This is a genomic window from Mycobacterium paraffinicum (genome assembly GCF_025822865.1).
Lineage (GTDB): Bacteria > Actinomycetota > Actinomycetes > Mycobacteriales > Mycobacteriaceae > Mycobacterium > Mycobacterium paraffinicum.
Genome location: NZ_JACKUR010000033.1, coordinates 48,715 through 73,068 on the forward strand (window position 1 = coordinate 48,715; position 24,354 = coordinate 73,068).

The following is a 24,354-nucleotide window of genomic DNA, read 5'->3' on the forward strand; positions in this document are numbered from 1 at the left end:
ACATACTCGGACGCGGGGGTCGGTCTCTCCGCGTCACCATACGTTGCCAGGAGGGGGAATTGGCAGTGATAACCGAACCCACGAAAGCGTTCACTCGCATGTTCAGGGGCTACGACCCGGCCGCGGTCGATGCCCACATCGAGATGTTGACCACCAAGCAGCAGCTGTTGCTCGACGATGTCGAGAGCCTGAGGTCCCGGCTGAAGGAAGCCGGCGACCAAACGGCCGCGCTGCGCAAGGAGGTCGCCGTCCTCACCGACACCTCACCCTCACCCCACGCGGTGCAGCGCCGGATGGCGAAGATGCTGCAACGCGCGGTCGAGGAGGTTTCCGAGATGCAGGCCGAGGCGCGGAGCGAGGCGGACGCGCTGATCGCAGCGGCCGAGGCCGAGGTCGAGGCCGCGCAGCGAAAGCACGAAGAGGAGTTGGCGGCGATGGCCGAGCAGCGAAAAGCCATGGAAACCGATTACGAGGAAGCCAAGAAGCAGCTCGAAGCCGAACTGGCCGGGATGCGTGCCGAGACCGAAGCGGCGATCGACAAGGCGTGGCGCGACGCCCAGCGCGAGGCCGATCACTATCGCGAGCAGGCCCGGCGCGCGGCGGACGAGGCGATCAAGCAACGGATCAACGTCCTCGAGCAGCTGATGGGGGTGTACCGCGACCTCGAAGCGGTCCCGGCCGCTCTCGAGTCGGCCTACCAGGAGCAGAAGAACGCGCCGGAGCCGAGCGTCGCGGTGCCGCTGGACGGGAAAGTCAGCACGGGCTAGCCGCGTCGCGGCGGGGCGCTGTCGCACCCGAGCGGTATTCTCGGCGCCGTGTCGATCCGGACCCCCAGGCTGTCGGCCGCGCAAGCCCGACGGATCGCCGTTGCGGCCCAAGGCTTTAGCGAGCCACGGCCCGCCGGTCCGATCACCCGCGCCCACCTAAAGCGGCTGATATCGAGAATCCAAGTGCTGCAACTGGATTCGGTTTCGGTCGCGGTGCGTGCCCACTACGCGCCGGTGTTCAGCCGGCTTGGCCCCTACGACCGCGACGTGCTGGACCGTGCCGCCTGGGGCCCGCGCGCATCGCGGCTGCTGGCCGAATACTGGGCGCACGAGGCCGCGCTGATGGCCGTCGACGACTGGCCGCTGCTGCGCTGGCGGATGCGCCAGTACCGGCACGGTCGCTGGGGCGTCCACATCGTCAAGGCCAATCCCCAGCTCGCCGATGACATCGTCGCCGCCGTCGCCGAACTCGGCCCCAGCACCGCGGGGCAGATCGAAGCGCATCTGGCGGCCGAACCGCGCGGGCCCAGAGGAAGCTGGTGGGGCAGCCGCAGCGACACCAAGTGGGTCGCCGAGGCGCTGTTCGCGGCCGGCGTGCTCACCACGGCGACCCGGGTGGGCTTCGCGCGGCACTACGACCTGGTGGAACGGGTGCTGCCGGCGAGCGTGCTGGAGCGCGACGTCGACGACGAGGAGGCCGTCCGGGAACTCACGCTGCGGGCGGCCACCGCGCTCGGCGTGGGCACCGAGGCCGACATCCGCGACTACTTCCGGCTGTCGGCCCAGCAGGTCAAGCCGGCGGTCGCCGACCTGGTGGCCGCGGGTGAGATCGAGCGGGTCGACGTCGAAGGCTGGCCGGCGCCGGCCTATCTGCGCACCGGGCGCGCGGTGCCCCGCGCCGACCGGGGCACCGCGCTGTTGTGCCCGTTCGACCCGCTGATCTTCTTTCGGCCCCGGGTTGAGCGGCTGTTCGGATTTCACTACCGCATCGAGATCTACACCCCGGCCCACAAGCGCCAATACGGCTACTACGTGTGGCCGCTGCTGATGGACGGGCGACTGGTGGCGCGGGTCGACCTCAAGGCCGATCGGGCCGCCGACACGCTGCGCGTCGTGGGCGCGTTCGGTGAACCCGGCGTGCCGCGACCGCGCGTCGTCGAGGCGCTGGCCGGCGAATTGCAGTCGATGGCGTCGTGGCTGGAACTTGGCGGGTTCAGCGTCGCCACCCGGGGCGACCTGGCCGCCGATCTGCGGGCGGCCGGCTGATGCGGGCAACGGACAAAGAGCTCAAAGACACGCTGTGGAAAGCGGCCAACAAGCTCCGCGGCTCCCTATCGGCCGGCCAATACAAGGACGTCGTCCTCGGGCTGGTGTTCCTCAAGCATGCCTTCGAAGAGCAGTGGAAGCTGTTGGTGCACAACGCGGAATCGCCCGACATCGGCCGGCTCGTCGACGACGCGCTGGAGGCCGCGGCGCTGCCGCGGCTGTACGAAAACCACCTCGACCCGCACCGCCTGGGTGAGCTGCTACACCTGCTGGACACCGCGCGACTCGGTGAGCGTGGCCACGCCCGGGACGTGCTGGGCGAGGTGTACGAGTACTTTCTGGGCAATTTCGCGCGCGCGGAAGGGCGCCGCGGCGGCGAATTCTTCACCCCACCGAGCGTGGTCCGCGTGCTCGTCGAGGTCCTGGAACCCTCGGGCGGGCGGGTGTATGACCCGTGCTGCGGCTCGGGCGGGATGTTCGTGCAGACCGAGCGGTTCATCGCCGAACACGACGGCGACCCCGCCGGAATCACGATCTGCGGACAGGAAAGCGTCGAGCAGACCTGGCGGATGGCGAAGATGAACCTCGCCGTGCACGGCATCGACGACTCCGGGCTGGGTGCGCGGTGGGGTGACACGTTCCGCGACGACCAGCACGCCGGCGTGCAGATGGATTACGTGATGGCCAATCCGCCCTTCAACATCAAGGATTGGGCCCGCGACGAGCGTGACCCGCGGTGGCGCTTCGGTGTCCCCCCCGCGGGCAACGCCAACTACGCGTGGATTCAGCACGTCCTGTCCAAACTGGCCCCGGGTGGGAAGGCCGGCGTCGTCATGGCCAACGGTTCGATGTCGTCGAACGTGGCCGGGGAAGGGGAGATCCGCGCGCGGATCGTCGACGCGGACCTGGTGTCGTGCATGGTCGCCCTGCCCGGCCAGCTGTTCCGCAGCACGTCGATTCCGGTGTGCCTGTGGTTCTTCGACACCGACAAGGGCAAGCGGTCCGGGCAGGTGCTGTTCATCGACGCCCGCGGGCTCGGTTACCTGGTGGACCGCACCGAGCGGGCGCTGACGCACCGGGAGGTCGTCCGCATCGGCGACACGTATCACGCGTGGCGCGGATCGGAATCTGCTGCCGCGAAAGGTCTTACCTATCAAGATGTTTCGGGGTTCTGCTGCTCCGCGTCGCTCGACGACATCGCCGCGGCGGGCTACCCGCTCACGCCCGGACGCTATGTCGGGGCGCCCGCCCCCGAGGGCGACGGCGAGCCGGTCGAGCAGAAGATCGCCCGGCTGACCGGCGACCTGCTCGCGGCGCTCGACGACTCCGCACGCCTGGAAGGCGTTGTGCGCCAACAACTGGAGCGCCTACGGTGACCACCGCGCTGGGTGACCACCTGGCTTTCAGCACCGGCGCGCCGCCGCCGGCGCCGGGCGGACGCTTTCCCGTCTACGGCGCCAACGGGGCCATCGGTTACACGGCCGAACACAACGCGGCCGGCCCGCTGATCGTCCTCGGGCGCGTCGGGTCGCGGTGCGGCAGCCTGCGGTACTGCGATTCCGACGTCTGGGTCACCGAGAACGCACTGGTATGCCGGGCCAAAGACCCACGCGAGACGCGGTATTGGTACTACGCGCTGCAAACCTGCCGGCTGGGCGATCACCGCTCCGGGTCGGGGCAGCCGCTGCTCAGCCAGCGCATCCTGCGTGACGTCGCGGTGCGCAGCGTGGGCGCGCCGCAGCGCCAGGCGATCGCCGAACTGCTCGGCTCCCTCGACGACAAAGTGTCCGCCAACGAACGAGTGATCGAGACCGCCGAGAACGTGATGGTCGCCATCGCGGAGTCGGCCCGCGAACGCGTGCCGCTGTCCAGCCTGGCGGACAGGTCGACGGCGTTCCTCAACGTGGCCGAGTTCGACGACGTCGTCGCGCACTTCAGCCTTCCGGCCTTCGATGACGGGGCGCAGCCCCGTGCCGTGCGCGGCGAGTCCATCAGGAGCGGCAAGTTCCTGCTGTCGGAGCCGTGCGTGTTGTTCGCGAAGCTCAATCCCCGGATTCCGCGAATCTGGAACGTGGTCGGCCTGCCGCCGCAGATGGCCGTGGCCAGCAGCGAGTTCGTCGTCCTGAAACCCAACGGCGTCGACGCCTCGGCCCTGTGGTCGGCGGTTCGGCAACCCGACGTCTCCGAACGGCTGCAACGCCGGGTGGCCGGGACTTCGGGGAGCCATCAGCGGATCCAGCCGCGCGACCTGTTGGACGTTATGGTCCCGGACGTCCGGCGCCTGCCGACTCCGGCCCTGCAAACGATCACCGACCTGGGCGCGCTGTGCCACGCACGTCGCACCGAGAGCGCGCGGTTGTCCGCCGTCCGCGACGCGCTGCTGCCCCCGCTGATATCGGGTGAGCTCCGGGTACGGCCGCCACGTTAAGGTGAGCGCCGTGGCCGAGACCGCGCCGCTACGCGTGCAACTGATCGCCAAGACCGAGTTCCTGGCGCCGCCGGACGTGCCGTGGACCACCGACGCCGACGGTGGCGCGGCGCTGGTCGAGTTCGCCGGCCGGGCCTGCTATCAGAGCTGGTCGAAACCCAATCCCAAGACCGCGACCAACGCCGGGTACATCAAGCACATCATCGACGTCGGGCACTTTTCGGTGCTCGAACACGCCAGCGTGTCGTTCTACATCACCGGCATTTCGCGATCGCTTACGCACGAGCTGATCCGGCACCGGCATTTCTCCTACTCGCAGCTGTCGCAGCGCTACGTGCCGGAGGGCGACTCGCGAGTCGTCGTGCCCCCGGGCATGGAGGACGACCCCGAACTGCGCCGGATCCTGACCGAGGCGGCCGACGCCAGCCGGGCCACCTACGCCGAGTTGCTGGCCAAGCTCGAGGCGAAATTCGCCGACCGACCCAACGCCATCTTGCGCCGCAAGCAGGCGCGCCAGGCCGCGCGGGCGGTGCTGCCGAACGCGACCGAGACCCGCATCGTCGTCACGGGCAACTACCGCGCCTGGCGGCACTTCATCGCCATGCGCGCCAGCGAGCACGCCGACGTGGAGATCCGGCGGCTGGCCATCGAGTGCCTGCGCCAGCTCGCCGGCGCCGTGCCCGCGGTGTTCGCCGACTTCGAGATCTCGACGCTGGCCGACGGGACCGAGGTAGCCACCAGCCCGCTGGCGACCGAGGCCTGAGTTTCCAGTCACCGCCGCCCCGGCAACGCACGTCCGCGCCGTTGCCAAATAGCTTGCCGCCGCCAGGTAACCTAAGGACCGTGAGCACCGTCGGATTCGACGCCCCGGCCCGGTTGGGAACCGTGCTGACCGCGATGGTGACACCGTTCGCCCCCGACGGCTCCCTCGACGCCGGCGCCGCGGCACAGCTGGCGAACCATCTGGTGGACGCGGGGTGTGACGGCCTGGTGGTCTCCGGCACCACCGGCGAGTCGCCGACCACCACCGATGACGAGAAGCGGGAGTTGCTGCGCGTGGTGCTGGAGGCGGTGGGCGACCGCGCCCGGGTGATCGCCGGCGCGGGCACCTATGACACCGCCCACAGCGTCCGGCTGGCCAAGGCCTGCGCGGCCGAGGGCGCCCACGGATTGCTGGTGGTCACGCCCTACTACTCGAAGCCGCCGCAGAGCGGGCTCATCGCGCACTTCACCGCCGTCGCCGATGCCACCGAACTGCCGGTGCTGCTCTACGACATCCCGCCGCGCTCGGTGATCCCGATCGAGACCGAGACCATCCGCGCGCTGGCCGCCCATCCGAACATCGTGGGAATCAAGGACGCCAAAGCCGACCTGCACAGCGGCGGTCAGATCATCGCCGAGACCGGGCTGGCCTACTATTCCGGCGACGACGCGCTCAACCTGCCGTGGCTGGCGATGGGCGCCACCGGCTTCATCAGCGTGATCTCTCATGTGGCCGCGGGTCAGCTCCGAGAAATGTTGTCCGCCTTCGCTTCCGGCGACATCGCCACCGCGCGGAAGATCAACGTCTCCGTCGCCCCGCTGTGCAACGCGATGAGCCGGCTGGGCGGCGTGACGATGTCCAAGGCGGGGCTGCGCCTGCAGGGCATCGAAGTCGGCGATCCCCGGCTGCCGCAAATGCCGGCGTCGCCCGAGCAGATCGACGCGCTGGCCGCCGATATGCGCGCGGCGTCGGTGCTCCGGTGAGCCAAAGGGTGGCCCGTAAGTGGATGTAGACCTCGCCCCGCCCGGTCCCTTGGCCACTGGTGGGTTGCGGGTCACCGCGCTGGGCGGCATCAGCGAAATCGGCCGCAACATGACGGTTTTCGAGCATCTCGGCCGGTTGCTGATCATCGACTGCGGGGTGATGTTCCCCACCCATGACGAGCCCGGGGTCGACCTGATCCTCCCGGACCTGCGCCACATCTCCGACCGGCTCGACGACATCGAGGCGCTGGTGCTGACGCACGCGCACGAGGACCACATCGGCGGCATCCCGTTCCTGCTCAAGCTGCGCCCGGACATCCCGGTCGTCGGGTCGAAGTTCACCCTGGCGCTGGTCGCCGCGAAATGCCGTGAGCACCGGCTCAAGCCGGTGTTCATCGAGGTCGGCGAACGACAGCGGAGCACCCACGGCGTCTTCGAGTGCGAATACTTCGCCGTCAACCACTCGATCCCGGATGCGCTGGCGATCGCCGTGCACACCGGCGCGGGAACCGTCTTGCACACCGGCGACATCAAGCTCGACCAGCTTCCCCTCGACGGCCGGCCCACCGATCTGCCCGGCATGTCCCGGCTCGGCGACGCCGGTGTGGACCTGTTCTTGTGCGACTCGACCAACTCCGAGATCCCCGGCGTGGGGCCGTCGGAGAGCGAAGTGGGACCGACGCTGCACCGCCTGATCCGGGGGGCCGAGGGCCGGGTGATCGTGGCCTGCTTCGCCTCCAACGTCGACCGGGTGCAGCAGATCATCGATGCCGCGGTCGCGTTGGGCCGGCGGGTGTCGTTCGTCGGGCGGTCCATGGTGCGCAACATGGGCATCGCCCGGGAGCTGGGGTTCCTGCGGGTGGCCGATTCCGACGTGATCGACATCGGCGCCGCCGAGATGATGCCGCCCGAGCGGGTGGTGCTGATCACCACCGGCACCCAGGGCGAGCCGATGTCGGCACTGTCGCGGATGTCGCGCGGCGAGCATCGCAGCATCACGCTCACCGCGGGCGACCTGATCGTGCTGGCGTCGTCGCTGATCCCCGGCAACGAGGAGGCGGTCTATGGCGTGATCGATGCCCTCGCCAAGATCGGGGCCCGCGTCGTCACGAATGCCCAAGCCCGCGTGCATGTTTCGGGCCATGCGTACGCCGGCGAGCTGTTGTTCCTCTACAACGGCGTGCGGCCGCGCAACGTCATGCCGGTGCACGGCACCTGGCGGATGCTGCGCGCCAACGCCAAGCTGGCGGCCAGCACCGGGGTGCCGGAGGAGTCGATCCTGTTGGCCGAGAACGGCGTCAGCGTCGACCTGGTCGCCGGCACGGCGTCGATCGCCGGGGCGGTGCCGGTCGGCAAGATGTTCGTCGACGGGCTGATCAGCGGCGACGTCGGCGACATAACGCTGGGGGAGCGGCTCATCCTGTCGTCGGGCTTCGTCGCGGTGACCGTCGTCGTCCAGCGCGGCACCGGGCGCCCCGTGGCCGCGCCGCACTTGCATTCGCGCGGCTTCTCCGAAGACCCCAAGGCCCTGGAGCCCGCCGGGCGCCGGGTCGAGGCGGAGCTGGAACTGCTTGCCGCGGATAACATCACCGATCCGGGCCGCATCGCCCAGGCCGTGCGCCGCACCGTTGGCAAGTGGGTGGGCGAGGTGTACCGCCGGCAGCCGATGATCGTGCCGACGGTCATCGAGGTCTGAGACACCGGTCTAGAGCTTCTCCGCGTAGGCCGACCATTCCAGTTGCGACGCCTTCAATTTGCGACCCGTGGGTTCCACGTAACGCTCGAGGAGTTCGTCGGGGCCGGCCTGCTCCAGCAAACGCCAACCGTATTCCGCGACGAACTCGCCGACCGCCTCGGGCTGTAAGCCGAAGTGCCACAACTGCCTCCGCTGGCGGACGCTGCGATAGAGCGTGCGAGTACCGTACAGATTCGTGCCGTCGATGAAATCCCGCCGGACGTAGGTGAACACCAAACGGCTGCCCGGCGCGGCCGCGCGCAAACCCTCCAGCGTCCGGCGGACGGTGGCTTCGGTCAGGTATTGGGTGACCCCCTCGCAGATGAAGAAGGCCCGGTAATCGGTGCGATAGCCGTGCTCGGCCAGGGCGGTCAGCAAGTCGTCGCGCTCCAGATCCAACGCCACCTGCCGCACCGACATCGGCGGCCCACCGAGCACCCGCCGAACCGTCTTCACCTTCCTGGCGACGTTGACCGGCAGGTCGACCTCGAAGACGGGGATGCGGACTTGGCGCGTCAGCAGGTATGCGCGGGTGTCCAATCCGGCGCCGAGGATGACGACCGCGTCGACGCCCTCGAGCGCCTCGGCCAGCTTGTCGCCGATGAAACGCTTGCGGCAGGCCAGGTTCGCCCACAGGCCGCGGCCGGTCCACTCCGATCCGCGGATCATCAAGCGCCGCACCGGGGCCGCCCGGGTGGCCGCGACAAGCCAGCGCAGTGGCGCCGGCAGAAAGAGTTCCGCGAGGTCGTCGTCCACCAGGCGGCGACCCGGTGGCTCGTTCTGTTCGACGGCGGCCAACACCATCGGGCCGAAAGCGGTCTGCGCGGCGGGATTTCGTGCCATTCGACTACTTGTTCAGGAAGCCCGCATCGACCGGCAACGTCACGCCGGTGATGTAGCGGGCCTGGTCGCTCACCAGCCACGCCACCGCGTTGGCGACGTCCTCGACGTCCAGCACCTCCACCGGCATGGCATTGCCCATGGCGCCCGGTGTGTCGGTCGCGGCGGCCATCTTGGCCAGCCATTCCCGGGTGAATTCGTTGTTGATCATCGGGGTCTCCACACCGGACGGGTGGATCGAGTTGACCCGAATGTACTGTGTGGCAAGCAGATTCGCATATACCCGCATCAGCCCCACCACGCCGTGCTTGGCGGCGGCATAGCCGACGGAACCGGCGTCCGGGCTGCCCACGCCGGCCAGTCCGGCGCTCGAGCTGATCAGCACGATCGAGCCCCCGGTGCCCTGCTTGACCATGGTCGGGATGGACACCTTGATGGTGTTGTAGACGCCGGTGAGGTTGACGTCGATGACGTCGCGCCAGCCGTCGTCGCCGGACTGCATCGGTGCGATTCCGGCGTTGGCCACGACAATGTCGAGCCGGCCGAACTCGTCCAGGCCCGCCTGCAGCGCGGCCGACAGCGAGGCCCTGTCGCGGACGTCGCCACGGGCGGCCACGATCCGGGCGCCGGTGTCCTCGACCAGCTTGACGGTTTGCGCCAGGTCGTCCTCGGTGGCCAGGGGATAGGGCACGCTGGCGATCTGGTCGCACAGGTCGACCGCGATGATGCTCGCGCCGTCGGCGGCGAGCCGCACCGCGTGCGCGCGTCCCTGGCCGCGCGCCGCGCCGGTGATGAAGGCGATCTTGCCTTCGAGGGGCCGCGTCATCAGGCCCGGAGCTGACCCTTGTCCGGGTCGCCGGCGGGAACCGGCTGCAGCATCTTGATGTCCGGCGCCCCGGCGAGGTGGTCGCCGGCCGCGGTGAACATCTTGGTGACGGCGGGAGCGGTGCTGTGGGCCTTGAGCGCCTCGGGATCGGCCCACTGCTCGACGAAGACAAAGGTCTCGCCCGATTGGTGAAGCGAGTACAACTGGCAGCCGGGTTCGTTGTGCACTTCCTCCACAGCCTGCGTGAGGATGTCGCGGACCGCGTCGACCGATTCGGGTTTGACGGTCATGGTGGCAACGACGACGACGGGCATGCTGGGGCCTCCTGGGGCTACGGGGTGGGTGACGCGCATGACTTCTGTTATCTAAATCACCGGTTGTCACCCTACTCACGCGGCCTGGTGGCCAACCCGTCAGATGGCTCACATGACCAAACCGTTACCAGTGTGGCGGGTGGTGCAGATGATGGCGGTGCGACTACCCTTGCCGACATGGCTAACAAGACCGCCGCCCGCTCCAAAGCCAGAACGAGCAGGTCAAAGGCCCCTTCGCGAAGTGGGTCGGGTCGCGCGCGGCCGGCGGCGCCCCGTAAGCGGCCGAGCAGGCCCGCCAAACGTCGCAACCACTCGCTGCTGGTGACAGCCGGGCTGACCGGCGGCCGCGCCCTGCGCGCCACCTGGCTGATGGCGGCACGCAGCACCGGCGGCGCGGCCCGGTCGATCGGCCGGGCCCGCGACATCGACCCGGGGCACCGCCGCGACGGGATCGCGCTGATGCTGCTCGGCCTTTCCGTCGTGGTCGCCGCGAGCTCGTGGTTCAACGCCGCCCGGCCGGTGGGCGCGTGGGTCGACACGCTGTTGCGCACCTTCATCGGGGCGGGCGTCCTGGCGCTTCCGGTCGTCACCGCGGCGGTGGCGGTGGCGCTGATGCGCACCCAGCCCAACCCCGATGCGCGACCCAGGCTGATCCTGGGCGCCACCCTGATCGCGCTTTCCGTGCTCGGGCTGCGGCACCTGTGGTCCGGCTCGCCGGAAGACCCGGAAGCGCGGCGCCGCGCGGCGGGTTTCATCGGCTTCGCCATCGGCGGTCCGCTGTCCGACGGGCTGACCGCGTGGATCGCGGCGCCGCTGTTGTTCATCGGCTTCATGTTCGGCCTGCTGTTGCTGACCGGGACCACCATCCGGGAGGTGCCCGACGCCGTCCGCGCCATGTTCGGCGCCCGGCTGCTCGGCGATGACGAGTACTACGACGACTATGACGACGACGCGGATTCCGGTGCGGTCCAAGACTTTTCCGACGACTTCTACGACGAGGGTTCGCTCGAACCCGAAGACGGGCCGCCGGCCTGGGCGACTGCGGCCCCGGCCCTGCGCGACAACGAGGACGACATTCCCACCACGCCGGAGCCGGCCATCGGGAAGAGCCGCCGCCGCGACAAGAAGAAGACCGAGGTGCTCGACCGCGTCGTCGAGGGGCCCTACACCCTGCCGTCGATGAGCCTGCTGGTGGCGGGTGACCCGCCGAAGAAGCGCAGCGCCGCCAACAACGTCATGGCCGACGCCATCGGCGAGGTGCTCACCCAGTTCAAGGTCGACGCGGCCGTCACCGGCTGCACCCGCGGACCGACCGTCACCCGCTACGAAGTCGAGCTCGGGCCGGGCGTGAAGGTGGAGAAGATCACCGCGCTGCAGAAGAACATCGCCTACGCGGTGGCCACCGAGAGCGTCCGCATGCTGGCCCCGATCCCCGGCAAGTCCGCCGTGGGCATCGAGGTGCCCAACACCGACCGCGAAATGGTGCGGCTGGCCGACGTGCTGACCGCGCCGTCGACCCGTCGCGACCACCACCCGCTGGTGATCGCCCTCGGCAAGGACATCGAGGGCGACTTCATCTCGGCCAACCTGGCCAAGATGCCGCACCTGCTGGTCGCGGGCTCCACCGGCTCCGGTAAGTCCAGCTTCGTCAACTCCATGCTGGTGTCGCTGCTGACCCGGGCCACGCCCGAAGAGGTCAGGATGATCCTGATCGATCCGAAGATGGTGGAGCTGACCCCGTACGAGGGAATTCCGCACCTGATCACCCCGATCATCACCCAGCCCAAGAAGGCCGCCGCCGCGCTGGCGTGGCTGGTCGAGGAGATGGAGCAGCGCTACCAGGACATGCAGGCGTCGCGGGTGCGCCACATCGACGACTTCAACGAAAAGGTGCGGTTGGGGGCCATCACCGCGCCGCTGGGCAGCCAGCGCGAATACCGGCCGTACCCGTACGTCGTGGCGATCGTCGACGAGCTGGCGGACCTGATGATGACCGCGCCGCGCGACGTCGAGGACGCGATCGTGCGGATCACCCAGAAAGCCCGGGCCGCCGGCATCCATCTGGTGCTGGCCACCCAGCGCCCGTCGGTCGACGTGGTCACCGGGCTGATCAAGACCAACGTGCCGTCGCGGCTGGCGTTCGCCACGTCGTCGCTCACCGACAGCCGGGTGATCCTCGACCAGGCCGGTGCCGAGAAGCTGATCGGCATGGGCGACGGTCTGTTCCTGCCGATGGGCGCGAGCAAGCCGCTGCGGTTGCAGGGCGCCTACATCACCGACGAGGAGATCCACGCCGTCGTCAACGCGTGCAAGGACCAGGCCGAGCCCGAATACACCGAGGGCGTCACCACGGCCAAGCCGACGGGCGAGCGCACCGACGTCGACCCCGACATCGGCGACGACATGGACGTGTTCCTGCAGGCGGTCGAGCTGGTGGTCTCCAGCCAGTTCGGCTCCACCTCGATGCTGCAGCGCAAGCTGCGCGTCGGCTTCGCCAAGGCCGGCCGGCTGATGGACCTGATGGAGACCCGCGGCATCGTCGGGCCCAGCGAGGGATCCAAGGCGCGCGAGGTACTGGTCAAGCCCGACGAGCTGGCCGGAACGCTGGCGTTGATCCGGGGCGGCAGCGACGCCGACGGCGGCGGCCCCGACGCCGACTGAGCGTCGGGTCGCGGGGCTAGAGCACCAGCAGCATCCGGGAGTTGCCCAGGATGTTGGGCTTGACGTAGCTCAGGTCCAGGAACTCGGCGACACCGATGTCGTAGGAGCGGCACATCTCCTCGAAGACCTCGGCGGTGACCGGCGTGCCCTCGATCTCGGTGAAGCCGTGCTTGCCGAAGAACTCGGTCTCGAACGTCAGCACGAACAGCCGCTTCAGCTGCAGCTCGCGCGCGACCTCCAGCAACCGGTCGACGATCGCGTGGCCGATGCCGTGACCCGTCATCGCCGGGTCGACGGCGACGGTGCGGATCTCACCCAGGTCGGACCACATCACGTGCAGCGCGCCGCAACCGACCACGTCATCGCCGCATTCGGCCACCCAGAACTCCTGGACGGCCTCGTACAGCGTCACCAGGTTCTTCTCCAGCAGGATCTTCCCCGCGTAGGTGTCGACGAGTTGTTTGATCGCGGGGACGTCGGACGTTCGCGCGCGGCGAACCACCGCTCGGCAGTCCTGCGGACTTTCAGTCACGGCTAACAGTATCGGCATCGGGGACGGGTGCGCTGGTCAACAGTTATTCTGTTGCCGTGTCGGGGCAGCCGCAAACGGGACCGTTGATGGGACCGCCGGGCCGCGCCCATATCGCAAACCTCGCCAACACGCTGACGCTGTTGCGGCTGGTGTTGGTTCCGATCTTCCTGCTCGCGCTGTTCGCCAAGGACGGTCACGAGATCGCTTTCCGGATCGTGGCTTTCGTGATTTTCGCGGTTGCCGCGATCACGGATCGGCTGGACGGCCTGCTGGCCCGCAACTACGGCATGGCGACCGAATTCGGGGCGTTCGTCGATCCGATCGCGGACAAGACGCTGGTCGGGTCGGCGCTGATCGGTCTGTCGATGCTCGGGGAGCTCCCGTGGTGGGTCACGGTCGTGATCCTGGTCCGCGAGTTCGGGGTCACGGTGCTGCGGCTGGCGGTCATTCGCCGTGGGGTCATCCCGGCCAGTTGGGGCGGCAAGGTCAAGACCGTGGTCCAGGCGGTGGCGATCGGGCTGTTCATCCTGCCGCTGGCCGGGCCGTTCCGGGTGACGGCGGCGGTGGTGATGGGTGTGGCCATCGTGCTGACGATCGTCACCGGCATCGACTACGTGGTGTCGACCGTTCGGGAAGTGCGCCGGACGACCGACTGATTTTCCTCCTCGCCGAACGGGAACCAAGACCCCCCCGCCCGCGTTTCACGTAGTGAGCATCTGCCGGACGCGGTCGATTTCGTGCCGAGCGGGGCTGACTGGACGAAGGAGGGCAGGAATGCCGTCATTAGTGCGCGAGGTCATCGGCGACGTGCTGCGCGAGGCCCGGGTGACGCAGGGCCGGACGCTGCGCGAGGTGTCCGATTCGGCGCGGGTGAGCCTCGGGTATCTGTCCGAGGTGGAGCGCGGGCGCAAGGAGCCCTCCAGCGAGCTGCTCAACGCGATCTGCGAGGCGTTGCGGGTCCCGCTGTCGTCGGTGCTCACCGACGCCGGCGAGCGGATGGCCGGCCAGGAACGGGCGGCCCGCAGTGCGCCCGTGGACGGGGCGCGCGGTCCCAGCATCGACGCCGGCACGAAGGTCGTCATCCCGCCGGTGGCGTCCCTGGCGATCGCCTGAGCCCAGTCCGGCGCGGCGATCCAGCGCCAGGGGTAGGGCGATCGGCCCCGACCCACTAAATTGAGCGACAAGCGACGGCCCATCCAGGGACCATCCGGCCAAAAAGCGAAGGTGGAGCTCACTCATGGCCAATCCGTTCGTCAAAGCGTGGAAGTACCTGATGGCGCTGTTCAACGCGAAGATCGACGAGCACGCCGACCCCAAGGTGCAGATCCAGCAGGCCATCGAGGAAGCGCAACGCACGCATCAGGCGCTGACGCAGCAGGCGGCGCAGGTGATCGGCAACCAGCGCCAGCTGGAGATGCGGCTGAACCGGCAACTCGCCGACATTGAAAAGCTGCAAGTCAACGTGCGTCAGGCCCTGACGCTCGCCGACCAGGCCACCGCGGCCGGTGACGCCGCCAAGGCCGCCGAGTACAACAACGCCGCCGAGGCGTTCGCGGCCCAGCTGGTCACCGCCGAGCAGAGCGTCGAGGACCTCAAGACGCTGCACGATCAGGCGCTGAGCGCGGCCTCGCAGGCCAAGAAGGCGGTCGAGCAGAACGCGATGGTGCTGCAACAGAAGATCGCCGAGCGCACCAAGCTGCTCAGCCAGCTCGAGCAGGCCAAGATGCAGGAACAGGTGAGCGCCTCGCTGCGGTCGATGAGCGAGATCGCCGCCCCGGGCAACGTGCCGAGCCTCGACGAGGTGCGCGACAAGATCGAACGTCGCTACGCCAACGCGATCGGCTCCGCCGAGCTCGCACAGGGTTCGGTGCAGGGCCGCATGCTCGAGGTCGAGCAGGCCGGGGTGCAGATGGCCGGTCACTCCCGGCTGGAGCAGATCCGCGCGTCGATGCGCGGCGAAGCGCTGCCGACCGGCGGGACACCCGCCGCCGGGGCCACCCCGGAGGCGAAGCCCGCGTCCGCCGAGACTGGCGCGGTCACCGAGAAGCCGTTTGGCCAGTAACGCGGGTGTCGTGGCGGTGAGCGAGACGCGGCGCGGGTTCTGGCGCACGTTGCTGGGGCACGGGTTGGCCACCGCCGCCGACCTTTCCGATCTGGTGGCCCAGAAGATCAGCGCCGCAGCGGATCCGCGTGCGCGGCTGCTGCGGCGGCAGCGTCGCGCGCTGCGGTGGGGCCTGATCTTCGCCGCCGGCTGCGTGTTCTGGGCGTTGGTGACGATGCTGCTGGCGGCCTGGGGATGGTTCGCGTTGCTACTGGAGATCACCGGCGCCGTCGCGGTCATCATGGCCATCCCGGCGACGCTGTTGTTGTTCCGCTACCGGTGGCTGCGCTCCGAGCCGCTGCCCACGCCCCGCCCGGCGAACGCGCGCCGGCTGCCGCCACCCGGGTCGGCGGCGCGGCCCGCCATGTACGCGCTGGGCGCCTCCGAACGCGGATTCCTCTCGCTGCTGAACGTGATCGAACGCGGCGCGATGTTGCCGACCGCCGAGATCCGTGACCTGACGGCGGCGGCCAACAAAACCTCGGCGGCCATGGCGGCCACCGCCGCGGAGGTGGTGTCGATGGAGCGGGCGGCGCAGTCCAGCGAATCATCGCGGGCATATCTGGTGCCCACCATCAACGCGTTCACCGCGCAGTTGAGCGCCGGCGTCCGTCAATACAACGAGATGGTCACCGCCGCAGCACAATTGGTGTCTTCGGCCAACGGCGATCAGTTGGCCGCCTCGCAGCGCTACCGCGCCGAGCTCGCCGGGGCAACCGACCGGCTGGTCGGCTGGGCGCAGGCGTTCGACGAACTCGGCGGCTTGCGCGGCGCCAGCTAGCGGGCTAGAACGTCGCTTTCAGCGACGGCAGCACCACGGCGGCCAGGCCGCGAAGGGTGGCCTTGAACATGTCGAAGAAGTCAAAGTAGTCGCGCCACAACGTGATTCGCCCGTCGTGGACTTCGAACACGCCGCACACCCAGAACTGAAGCCGCAACGGGCCGAAGATCAGGGCGTCGGTGCGCTCGGTGAGCACCGCCCCGCCGTCGGCGGCGATGCGGTGGATCTTCACCTCGAAGGCGGCGCGGCCGTCCATCCGGCGAAACAGCTTCATCGCCGTGGCGCGGCCGTGAATCGTCGGCAGCCCGACATTTTCGTAGACGAGGTTGTCGTCCAATGCCGCGTCGGCGGCCTCGTAATCCGCATCCTGCAGGGCGTTCAGAAAGCTCTCGACCGTGCGGGTGTTCGCAACGGTTGTCCCAGTCAGCTCGGTCATGGGTGCCAGCGTAGGCGAGCGTTTCGGTGGCGCGCTGTGGCAGGGTAAGCCCGATGCGCGTCGCCGTGGTCGCCGGGCCGGATCCCGGGCACTCGTTTCCCGCGATTGCGCTGTGCCAACGCTTCGCCCACGCCGGCGACGAGCCCACGCTGTTCACCGGCGCCGAGTGGGTGGACACGGCCCGCGCCGCGGGCATCGACGCCGCCCCGCTGGACGGGCTGGCCGCCACCGACGACGACACCGACGCCGGGGCCCGAATCCATCGGCGCGCGGCGCGGATGGCCGTCCTCAACGTGCCGGCGCTGCGCGACCTGGCGCCCGACCTGGTGGTGTCCGACGTCATCACCGCCGGGGGCGGCATGGCCGCCGAGCTGTTGGGCATCCCGTGGATCGAGCTCAACCCGCATCCGCTCTACCTGCCGTCGAAGGGACTGCCGCCGATAGGGAGCGGCCTGGCGCCGGGCACCGGCCTTGGCGGCCGGCTCCGCGACGCCACGATGCGGGCGCTCACCGCGCGGTCCTGGCGCGCGGGCCTGCGGCAGCGCGCGACCGTGCGGGTCGAGATCGGACTGCCGGCCCGCGATCCCGGGCCGCTGCGGCGGCTGATCGCCACCCTGCCCGCCCTCGAGGTGCCTCGGCCGGACTGGCCGACGGAAGCCGTGCTGGTGGGGCCGCTGCACTTCGAACCGACCGACCGGGTGCTGGAAATCCCGGCGGGCTCCGGACCCGTGCTGGTGGTCGCGCCGTCGACCGCGATGACCGGCACCCAGGGGGTGGCGGAGGTCGCGCTGGCTCACCTGCGGCCGGGGGAGACGCTGCCGGCCGGGTCGCGGCTGGTGGTCTCGCGGCTGGGGGGAGCGGATCTGCAGGTGCCGCCGTGGGCGGTGGTCGGGCTCGGCAGCCAGGCCGAGTTGTTGCGCCACGCCGACCTGGTGATCTGCGGCGGTGGCCACGGCATGGTGGCCAAAACGCTGCTGGCGGGGGTGCCGCTGGTCGCGGTGCCCGGCGGCGGGGATCAGTGGGAGATGGCGAACCGGGTGGTCCGGCAGGGCAGCGGGCGGCTGATCCGGCCGTTGACCGCCGAGGCGCTGGTTGCTGCGGTGAACGAGGTGCTGTCGTCGCCCCGTTATCGGGAGGCCGCCCGAGCCGCGGCCGCTAGCATCGTCGGCGTGGCCGATCCGGTCCGGGTGTGCCACGAAGCGCTCGCTCCGACGGGATGATCGGGCGGGTTCGCGAAGGGAGGGCGCCGGCAATGAGGACGATCGCCGCGGGCGGCCTGCTGCTTGCCTTGATCTTCGGCTCGGGCGTCGCGCGTGCCGACAGCGGCGACGAGCAGCAGGCATGCCAGTTGATGGACGACCCGGCGGCCGCTGAGCAGGGCTATGCGCCGGCCGAATACGCCTTCATGCAGTTGCGCTCCCGAATGTCGGCGCAGCGGGCGCGGACGACCATGTCCGAGGCCGTCCAGGACTTCTGCCCCAACCACCTGATCGACCTGCCGGCCAGTTGGCGGTAATGCGGCCGGTGTCCGATCGCTGCCCGGTGGGTATCTTGCTGGCGTGCGGCTAACGGAATTCAACGAGCGCGTCGTCCTGCGATTCGGTGCGGCATACGGCTCTTCGGTGCTGGCGGACCATGTGCTGAGCGGTTTCGACGGCCGTACCGCCGCGCAGGCGATCGAGGACGGGGCCGAGCCCCGCGACGTGTGGCGGGCCCTGTGCGTCGACTTCGACGTGCCGCGCGACCAGTGGTGACGGGGAGCTTATTCGTAGGGCGGGTATTCGTTCTGCCGCAGTAGAGCCGCGCGGCTAACTTCGCTTCGACGGTGGCGCCTCGAACACGCAATCGCCGCAGACGGACCCACCGGGGAGGCGATAAAAGAGGCAGCAACTGCGACGCTTGAACCCCAGGCGTGGGCCGGTGACGCCCGATCCGGCCAGCGCGCCGGTGCCCAGCAGCGCATGGGTCATCTCGGCGATCCGCGGGCCGAGGTCGGGCCGCGCCGCGAGCAGGGCCGGGGCGGCGCCGGTCAGCGCGGAGGCGACGTTGCCCGCCAGCAGGGCGGGCGCCAGTTTGACCCGCAGCCCCGCGGCGAGCGGCTCCATGTGCTCTTGCACCACCACCCGGTACAGCACGTCCGGTGAGTCGGCGGGGATCCCGACGGGCGCGGGCAGCCGCAGTTGGGCCCCGTCGTCGGCGCGTTGCAAGTCGCGCCCAGGTCGGGGACGACACCGTGAGCCAGCGCGCATGCGAGCACGGGCGACCACAGGCGGGTGGCATGGCCCAGGTGAACCAGCGAGGCGGCGACGCGCAGGTCCGTCGTGTGATACCGCCTGGCGGTGGCGTCGATCAGGTCGGTGAAGCCGTCGGCGTAGGACCGCCCGACCGGGTGCCATCCCGCAGCATCACCCACGGGCAACGCGAAAAACCCCTTGTAGCAGGATATTTCGGCCAGCTCAGCAGAGATGTCCATGTATGTGCGACCAGCCTCTTATGGGGAGATCCGCCCCGGTTGTGGTGAGGAAGCGCCGACGGTGACTCGCGGGTGGGGACATCCCCTCCCGGTCACAGTGGCGGGACCGCGCCGGATTCGCACCGGTTTCCTCAGGCTCATGCCCCGTCAGCGCCTTTCGGTAGCAGATGTTGCCATACGCGCGGTGGGCTCGGCGTGTCCACTTGAATCGAACAGGTGTTCGGCTACTGTGGGGAACGTTCGATGAGTCAACTTGTCGGTGGCCTTCTCTAGTGTCACGGCCAACCGACCGACACCGGTCACCGAACACACCGAACCATAGGAGAGGCACCATGACGCAAGCCCCCGACCGCGAGAAGGCTCTCGAACTGGCGATGGCCCAGATCGAAAAGAGCTATGGCAAAGGCTCGGTGATGCGTCTCGGCGACGAGATGCGTCAGCCGATCTCGGTCATCCCGACCGGATCCATCGCACTGGACGTGGCCCTGGGCATCGGCGGCCTGCCCCGCGGCCGGGTCGTGGAGATCTACGGCCCGGAGTCCTCGGGTAAGACCACCGTCGCCCTGCACGCCGTGGCCAACGCCCAGGCCGCCGGCGGCGTCGCGGCGTTCATCGACGCCGAGCACGCCCTGGACCCGGACTACGCCAAGAAGCTGGGCGTGGACACCGATTCCCTGCTGGTCAGCCAGCCCGACACGGGGGAGCAGGCCCTCGAGATCGCCGACATGCTGATCCGCTCCGGCGCGCTGGACATCCTGGTCATCGACTCGGTGGCGGCGCTGGTGCCGCGCGCGGAGCTCGAGGGCGAGATGGGGGACAGCCACGTCGGTCTGCAGGCCCGGCTGATGAGCCAGGCGCTGCGGAAAATGACTGGCGCGCTGAACAATTCGGGAACCACCGCGATCTTCATCAACCAGCTGCGGGAAAAGATCGGGGTGATGTTCGGCAGCCCGGAAACCACCACGGGCGGTAAGGCTTTGAAGTTCTACGCGTCGGTGCGCATGGACGTGCGCCGGATCGAGACGCTCAAGGACGGCACCAACGCGGTCGGTAACCGCACCCGGGTCAAGGTCGTCAAGAACAAGGTGTCGCCCCCGTTCAAGCAGGCGGAATTCGACATCCTCTACGGCAGGGGAATCAGCCGCGAGGGTTCGCTGATCGATATGGGCGTGGAGCAGGGCTTCATCCGCAAGTCCGGTTCCTGGTTCACCTACGAGGGTGAGCAGCTCGGTCAGGGCAAGGAGAATGCCCGCACCTTCCTGATGGAAAACGGCGAGGTGGCCAACGAGATCGAGAAGAAGATCAAGGAGAAGCTCGGCATTGGCGCGGTCGTGACCGATGACGACGTCCTGCCCGCCCCCGTCGATTTCTGAGCCCTCTCGCGAGGAGCAGGCGCGGACGCTGTGCCTGCGCCTGCTCACCGCGAGGGCGCGCACCCGGGCCGAGCTGCACGGCCAGCTGGCGAAACGCGGATACCCCGAGGACATCAGCGCTGCCGTGCTCGACCGGCTCGCCGCCGTCGGCCTGGTCGACGACAGCGACTTCGCCGAGCAGTGGGTGCAGTCCCGCCGGGCGAAGAGCAGGCGGGCCCTGGCCGTGGAACTGCGCACCAAGGGTGTCGACAGGGACGTGATCGCCACCGCGCTGTCCGGGATCGACGCCGGTGCCGAGCGGGACCGGGCCGAGCAGCTGGTGCGGGCCAAGCTGCGTCGGGAAACGCTGGACGGCGATGACGCGCGAGTGACCCGCCGGCTGGTCGGCATGTTGGCGCGCCGTGGCTACAGCCAGAACCTGGCGTGCGAGGTCGTCCTCGCCGAACTGGCCGCCGAACGGGAGCGCCGCCGGGTCTAGGCCGGTGACGTGCGGTTTCTCGCCCGCCGACCGGTCGCCGTACCATGGCCCCGTGACTTCGATGGTGGCCCGAGATGTTTCGGGGGCGCGTACCTACCAGGTGCGCACCTACGGCTGCCAGATGAACGTCCACGATTCCGAGCGGTTGGCGGGTCTGCTGGAAGCGGCCGGCTACGAGCGCGCGGTCGAGGGTGCCGACGCCGACGTGGTCGTCTTCAACACCTGCGCGGTCCGCGAGAACGCCGACAACAAGCTGTACGGCAACCTCAGCCACCTGGCGCCGCGCAAGCGCGGCAACCCCGAGATGCAGATCGCGGTCGGGGGTTGCCTGGCCCAAAAAGACCGGGATGCGTTGCTGCGCAAGGCGCCCTGGGTCGACGTCGTCTTCGGCACGCACAACCTCGGATCGCTGCCCACGCTGCTGGAACGGGCGCGGCACAACAAGGTCGCCCAGGTGGAGATCGCCGAGTCGCTGCAGGAGTTTCCGTCGTCGCTGCCGAGTGCGCGCGAATCTGCTTACGCCGCTTGGGTTTCCGTTTCCGTCGGGTGTAACAACAGCTGCACCTTCTGCATCGTGCCCTCGCTGCGGGGTAAGGAGGTCGACCGCAGCCCGGCCGACATCCTGGCCGAGGTCAGGGCACTGGTGGACGACGGGGTGCTCGAAGTCACGCTGCTGGGCCAGAACGTCAACGCCTATGGGGTGTCGTTCGCCGACCCGGCGCTGCCCCGCGATCGCGGCGCCTTCGCGCGCCTCCTGCGGGCCTGCGGGGACATCGACGGTCTGGAGCGGGTGCGGTTCACCTCCCCGCATCCGGCCGAATTCACCGACGACGTCATCGACGCCATGGCGGAAACGCCCAATGTCTGCCCCGCCCTGCACATGCCGCTGCAGTCGGGCTCCGACCGGGTGCTGCGCGCGATGCGGCGCTCGTACCGTGCCGAGCGCTACCTCGGCATCATCGACCGCGTGCGGGCGGCCATGCCGCACGCCGCCATCACCACCGACCTGATCGTCGGGTTTCCCGGTGAGACCGAAGAGGACTTCGCGGCCACCCTGGACGTGGTGCGGCAGGCCCGGTTCGCGGCCGCGTTCACCTTCCAGTACTCCAAGCGGCCCGGCACCCCGGCCGCCGAGCTCGCCGGGCAGCTTCCGAAAGCCGTTGTGCAGGAACGCTATGAGCGTCTGGTCGAGCTGCAGGAGCAGATCTCGCTGGAGGGCAATCGCGCGCTGGTCGGCCAGACCGTCGAGCTGCTGGTCGCCGCCGGCGAGGGACGCAAGGACAACCGCACGGCGCGGATGACCGGCCGCGCCCGCGACGGCCGCCTGGTGCACTTCAGCGCCGACGACGGAATCCGACCGGGGGATTTCGTCACCGCGGTGGTCACCCAGGCCGCGCCGCACCACCTCATCGCCGACGCCGGCGTCCTCAGCCATCGCCGCACCCGCGCTGGGGACGCGCACGCCGCCGGGCAGCGCCCGGATGGCATCGGGCTCGGCATGCCCGCCGTCGGACCGCCCGCCGGCCCAATCGAACCCCTTGGATGTGCCCGATGAACGAAGAACACCCCGACCTCGACGCCCTGCGCACCGAAATCGAGGCCGCCGAGCGCCGCGTGGCGCGCGGATTCGACCCGGGCCCACGAGGTTTCGTCGTGGCCATCCTGGTCTTCGTGCTGCTGGGATCGTTCATCCTGCCGCACACCGGCGCGGTGCGCGGCTGGGACGTGTTGTTCAGCAGCCACGGGGCCGGCGCGGCCGCGGTGTCGCTGCCGTCGCGGGTGTTCGCCTGGCTGACGCTGGTGTTCGGCGTCGGCTTCTCGATGCTGGCGTTGGTCACGCGGCGCTGGGCGCTGGCCTGGATCGCGCTGGCGGGTTCGGCGCTCGCCGGCGCGGCGGGAATGTTGGCCATCTGGTCGCGCCAGACGGTGGCCGCGGGGCATCCGGGCCCGGGGGTGGGGCTGATCGCTGCCTGGATCGTCGTCCTCACGCTGACCTACCAGTGGGCCCGGGTGGTGTGGTCGCGCACCATCGTGCAACTCGCGGCCGAGGAGCAGCGGCGCCGCGTCGCGGCGCAGCAGCAGTCGATGACGCTGCTCGACAGCCTCGACGACGGGCCCGACGCCCCGAACCGCCGGGGCGGGCCGAACGGCGCGGCCCCAAAGGATCCCGAAACCTAGGCCTTGCGGGTCAGCGCCTCGGCGGCCGCCTGCGCCCACTGCCGCCACTGCTCGGCGTTGGCCCTGGCCTCTTCGGCCTCTTTGGTGCGGCCCGCCGCCGCGGCCTTCTGGGCCTGCTGCTCGTATTGTTCGGCGCGGGTGCGGAACTGCTCGGCGCGGGCCTGCGCCTGCGGATCCGACCAATCGGCCTCGCCCGCATCGCGCACCTTCTTCTCGATCGCACGCAGTCGGCGCTCCAATTCGGCGGACCGCTCCCGCGGCACCTTGCCGATCGCGTCCCACTTCTCGGCGATCGCCCGCAGCGCGGCCCTGGCCGTGTCGTGGTTGCTCGTGTCGATCTTCTCCGCCTCGGCCAGCAGCGCCTCCTTGGCGGTGGCGTTGGCCCGCAGCTCCGCGTCCTTCTCCGCCGTCGCCGCGTTGCGGGCCGCGAAGAAGATGTCCTGGGCCGCCTTGAACCGCCGCCACAGGGCGTCGTCGACGTCGCGGGCCGCTCGGCCCGCCGCCTTCCACTCCGTGAGCAGTTTGCGGAACTCCGCGCTGGTGGCGGTCCAGTCCGTCGAATCGGACAACTCCTCGGCCCGCTCGCACAGCCGTTCCTTGGCCTGCCGGACTCCCACTCGTTCCCGGTCCAGCTCGGCGAAATGCGATCCCCGCCGCCGGTTGAAGGCCTCCCGGGCCGCCGAATAGCGCTTCCACAGCGCGTCGTCGACCTTGCGGTCCAGGCCGTTGATGGTCTTCCACTCGTCGAGGATGGCGCGCAGCCGGTCGCCGGCCGCCTTCCACTGGGTCGAGTTGGCGCCCAACTCCTCGGCCTCGGCGGCCAGCGCCTCCTTGCGCGCGGTCTGAGCGGCGCGATGCTCGTCGCGGCGGGAGCGCTCCTCGGCGACGGTGCTCTCGACCTGGTCGATGAGGCTGGTCAGCCGGCGGGCGAGCGCGTCGATGTCGCCCAGCACGGACGCCGTCGGCAACGTTTCGGCCAGTTCGGTGGCGTGGGCTTTGATCTTGCGCGGGTCACCGGTTCCGGCCGCCAGCCGCTCCTCCATGAGGGTGATCTCGGTGCTCAGGTCGTCGAAGCGGCGGCCGAAGTGGGCGAAGGCGGCTTCTCGGTCGCCGGCCTGCCAGGAGCCGACGATGCGCTCGCCGGCGGCGGTGATCAGCCAGACGGTGCCGTCATCGTCGACCCGCCCGAACTGATGCGGATCGCTGCGCGGGGGCGCCGGTATGGGTATGGGATGGGTGGTGGGCCGCGGCCCCGGACTGAGCGGCCGGGGCCCGGGACGTGGTCCCGGACGTGGCACCGGGCGCGAAACCGGTTGGGCCACCAGGTCAGCCGGGTCTCCGCCGTGTGGTTCGTCGGCCGTCATGCGCTCGTCACCTACCCTTCGCGCGGTCGGTATTCCGCGCACCTGCCGCGCGTAG

At 69.6% G+C, this 24,354-nt stretch carries 25 protein-coding genes and 1 pseudogene; 19 read left to right on the forward strand and 7 right to left on the reverse strand.

Annotation, left to right across the window (positions count from 1 at the left end; genetic code table 11):
• The first annotated feature begins 65 nt into the window (after nt 1-65).
• The 7 genes from H7J89_RS22830 to H7J89_RS22860 all read left to right on the forward strand — a co-directional run bounded on the left by H7J89_RS22830 (nt 66) and on the right by H7J89_RS22860 (nt 7,903).
• Nucleotides 66-767, forward strand: a complete 702-nt coding sequence (locus tag H7J89_RS22830) for a cell division protein DivIVA (protein ID WP_264047132.1) — start codon at nt 66-68, stop codon at nt 765-767.
• 18 nt (nt 768-785) lie between these two features.
• Entirely contained in the window at nt 786-2,033 is a 1,248-nt protein-coding gene (locus H7J89_RS22835; protein ID WP_264047133.1) for a winged helix-turn-helix domain-containing protein, read from the forward strand.
• Nucleotides 2,033-3,409 (forward strand): class I SAM-dependent DNA methyltransferase, encoded by a 1,377-nt coding sequence (locus tag H7J89_RS22840; RefSeq protein ID WP_264047003.1) that lies wholly within the window; start codon nt 2,033-2,035, stop codon nt 3,407-3,409. The genes H7J89_RS22835 and H7J89_RS22840 overlap by 1 nt, the downstream gene beginning before the upstream one ends.
• Nucleotides 3,406-4,461 (forward strand): restriction endonuclease subunit S, encoded by a 1,056-nt coding sequence (locus H7J89_RS22845; RefSeq protein WP_264047005.1) that lies wholly within the window; start codon nt 3,406-3,408, stop codon nt 4,459-4,461. The genes H7J89_RS22840 and H7J89_RS22845 overlap by 4 nt, the downstream gene beginning before the upstream one ends.
• Before the next feature lie 10 nt (nt 4,462-4,471).
• Nucleotides 4,472-5,224: an FAD-dependent thymidylate synthase gene (gene thyX, locus H7J89_RS22850; protein WP_264047007.1), complete on the forward strand. Its 753-nt coding sequence runs from the start codon at nt 4,472-4,474 to the stop codon at nt 5,222-5,224.
• 80 nt (nt 5,225-5,304) lie between these two features.
• Nucleotides 5,305-6,207, forward strand: a complete 903-nt coding sequence (gene dapA / locus H7J89_RS22855; RefSeq protein WP_264047009.1) for a 4-hydroxy-tetrahydrodipicolinate synthase — start codon at nt 5,305-5,307, stop codon at nt 6,205-6,207.
• Between the two features lie 19 nt (nt 6,208-6,226).
• Nucleotides 6,227-7,903 (forward strand): ribonuclease J, encoded by a 1,677-nt coding sequence (locus H7J89_RS22860; RefSeq protein ID WP_264047011.1) that lies wholly within the window; start codon nt 6,227-6,229, stop codon nt 7,901-7,903.
• 9 nt (nt 7,904-7,912) lie between these two features.
• Here H7J89_RS22860 and H7J89_RS22865 read toward each other — a convergent pair whose 3' ends face one another.
• From H7J89_RS22865 to H7J89_RS22875, 3 genes are read right to left on the reverse strand one after another with little or no spacing between them, the layout of a single operon-like run.
• On the reverse strand, nt 7,913-8,785 hold the full coding sequence (locus H7J89_RS22865) for an SAM-dependent methyltransferase (protein ID WP_264047014.1): 873 nt from the start codon (nt 8,783-8,785) through the stop codon (nt 7,913-7,915).
• A gap of 4 nt (nt 8,786-8,789) precedes the next feature.
• Nucleotides 8,790-9,611: a mycofactocin-coupled SDR family oxidoreductase gene (locus tag H7J89_RS22870; protein WP_066950641.1), complete on the reverse strand. Its 822-nt coding sequence runs from the start codon at nt 9,609-9,611 to the stop codon at nt 8,790-8,792.
• Nucleotides 9,608-9,922: a putative quinol monooxygenase gene (locus H7J89_RS22875; protein ID WP_264047016.1), complete on the reverse strand. Its 315-nt coding sequence runs from the start codon at nt 9,920-9,922 to the stop codon at nt 9,608-9,610. Before H7J89_RS22875 ends, H7J89_RS22870 begins: the two co-directional genes overlap by 4 nt.
• A 177-nt stretch (nt 9,923-10,099) precedes the next feature.
• On the opposite strand from H7J89_RS22875, the gene H7J89_RS22880 reads away from it, so the two are divergent.
• Nucleotides 10,100-12,583, forward strand: a complete 2,484-nt coding sequence (locus tag H7J89_RS22880) for an FtsK/SpoIIIE family DNA translocase (protein ID WP_264047018.1) — start codon at nt 10,100-10,102, stop codon at nt 12,581-12,583.
• Between the two features lie 16 nt (nt 12,584-12,599).
• On the opposite strand, the gene H7J89_RS22885 is transcribed toward H7J89_RS22880, so the two are convergent.
• Nucleotides 12,600-13,115 (reverse strand): amino-acid N-acetyltransferase, encoded by a 516-nt coding sequence (locus H7J89_RS22885; protein ID WP_197505395.1) that lies wholly within the window; start codon nt 13,113-13,115, stop codon nt 12,600-12,602.
• Between the two features lie 56 nt (nt 13,116-13,171).
• Here H7J89_RS22885 and pgsA point away from each other — a divergent pair, with 56 nt between their 5' ends.
• From pgsA to pspM, 4 genes are all read left to right on the forward strand, one after another.
• Nucleotides 13,172-13,771, forward strand: coding sequence for a CDP-diacylglycerol--glycerol-3-phosphate 3-phosphatidyltransferase (gene pgsA, locus H7J89_RS22890; protein WP_082939154.1), 600 nt, complete (start codon nt 13,172-13,174; stop codon nt 13,769-13,771).
• A gap of 118 nt (nt 13,772-13,889) precedes the next feature.
• Nucleotides 13,890-14,228, forward strand: a complete 339-nt coding sequence (gene clgR / locus H7J89_RS22895; RefSeq protein WP_264047024.1) for a transcriptional regulator ClgR — start codon at nt 13,890-13,892, stop codon at nt 14,226-14,228.
• Between the two features lie 124 nt (nt 14,229-14,352).
• On the forward strand, nt 14,353-15,177 hold the full coding sequence (gene pspA, locus H7J89_RS22900) for a phage shock protein PspA (RefSeq protein WP_264047026.1): 825 nt from the start codon (nt 14,353-14,355) through the stop codon (nt 15,175-15,177).
• Nucleotides 15,178-15,187: 10 nt separating this feature from the next.
• The gene (gene pspM, locus H7J89_RS22905; protein ID WP_264047028.1) at nt 15,188-15,997 is read left to right on the forward strand and encodes a phage shock envelope stress response protein PspM; all 810 of its coding nucleotides are present in this window, start codon (nt 15,188-15,190) and stop codon (nt 15,995-15,997) included.
• A gap of 4 nt (nt 15,998-16,001) precedes the next feature.
• Here the strand turns inward: pspM and H7J89_RS22910 are convergent, their stop codons facing one another.
• Complete coding sequence (locus H7J89_RS22910) at nt 16,002-16,433, reverse strand: limonene-1,2-epoxide hydrolase family protein (protein WP_264047030.1); 432 nt, start codon at nt 16,431-16,433, stop codon at nt 16,002-16,004.
• Between the two features lie 53 nt (nt 16,434-16,486).
• Between H7J89_RS22910 and H7J89_RS22915 the strand changes: the two genes are divergently transcribed.
• The 3 genes from H7J89_RS22915 to H7J89_RS22925 are packed head-to-tail and all read left to right on the forward strand — an operon-like array spanning nt 16,487 to nt 18,187.
• Entirely contained in the window at nt 16,487-17,653 is a 1,167-nt protein-coding gene (locus H7J89_RS22915; RefSeq protein ID WP_264047033.1) for a glycosyltransferase, read from the forward strand.
• A 32-nt stretch (nt 17,654-17,685) separates the two neighbouring features.
• Nucleotides 17,686-17,949, forward strand: coding sequence for a hypothetical protein (locus H7J89_RS22920; protein WP_264047035.1), 264 nt, complete (start codon nt 17,686-17,688; stop codon nt 17,947-17,949).
• Between the two features lie 43 nt (nt 17,950-17,992).
• Nucleotides 17,993-18,187, forward strand: coding sequence for a DUF3046 domain-containing protein (locus tag H7J89_RS22925; RefSeq protein WP_067199382.1), 195 nt, complete (start codon nt 17,993-17,995; stop codon nt 18,185-18,187).
• A gap of 54 nt (nt 18,188-18,241) precedes the next feature.
• Here H7J89_RS22925 and H7J89_RS22930 read toward each other — a convergent pair.
• Nucleotides 18,242-18,906, reverse strand: a pseudogene (locus H7J89_RS22930) ((2Fe-2S)-binding protein).
• A gap of 332 nt (nt 18,907-19,238) precedes the next feature.
• On the opposite strand from H7J89_RS22930, the gene recA reads away from it, so the two are divergent.
• The 4 genes from recA (at nt 19,239) to H7J89_RS22950 (ending at nt 22,935) form a co-directional block, all read left to right on the forward strand.
• Complete coding sequence (gene recA / locus H7J89_RS22935) at nt 19,239-20,279, forward strand: recombinase RecA (RefSeq protein ID WP_068046950.1); 1,041 nt, start codon at nt 19,239-19,241, stop codon at nt 20,277-20,279.
• Nucleotides 20,245-20,757 (forward strand): recombination regulator RecX, encoded by a 513-nt coding sequence (gene recX, locus H7J89_RS22940; RefSeq protein WP_264047037.1) that lies wholly within the window; start codon nt 20,245-20,247, stop codon nt 20,755-20,757. Before recA ends, recX begins: the two co-directional genes overlap by 35 nt.
• A 61-nt stretch (nt 20,758-20,818) precedes the next feature.
• Nucleotides 20,819-22,312 (forward strand): tRNA (N6-isopentenyl adenosine(37)-C2)-methylthiotransferase MiaB, encoded by a 1,494-nt coding sequence (miaB, locus tag H7J89_RS22945; protein WP_264047136.1) that lies wholly within the window; start codon nt 20,819-20,821, stop codon nt 22,310-22,312.
• Nucleotides 22,309-22,935 carry an Rv2732c family membrane protein gene (locus H7J89_RS22950; protein ID WP_264047038.1) on the forward strand — a complete coding sequence of 209 codons (627 nt, stop codon included), beginning with the start codon at nt 22,309-22,311 and terminating at the stop codon, nt 22,933-22,935. Before miaB ends, H7J89_RS22950 begins: the two co-directional genes overlap by 4 nt.
• On the opposite strand, the gene H7J89_RS22955 is transcribed toward H7J89_RS22950, so the two are convergent.
• Nucleotides 22,932-24,299, reverse strand: a complete 1,368-nt coding sequence (locus H7J89_RS22955; RefSeq protein WP_264047040.1) for a DUF349 domain-containing protein — start codon at nt 24,297-24,299, stop codon at nt 22,932-22,934. The genes H7J89_RS22950 and H7J89_RS22955 overlap by 4 nt on opposite strands.
• Between the last annotated feature and the right edge of the window lie 55 nt (nt 24,300-24,354).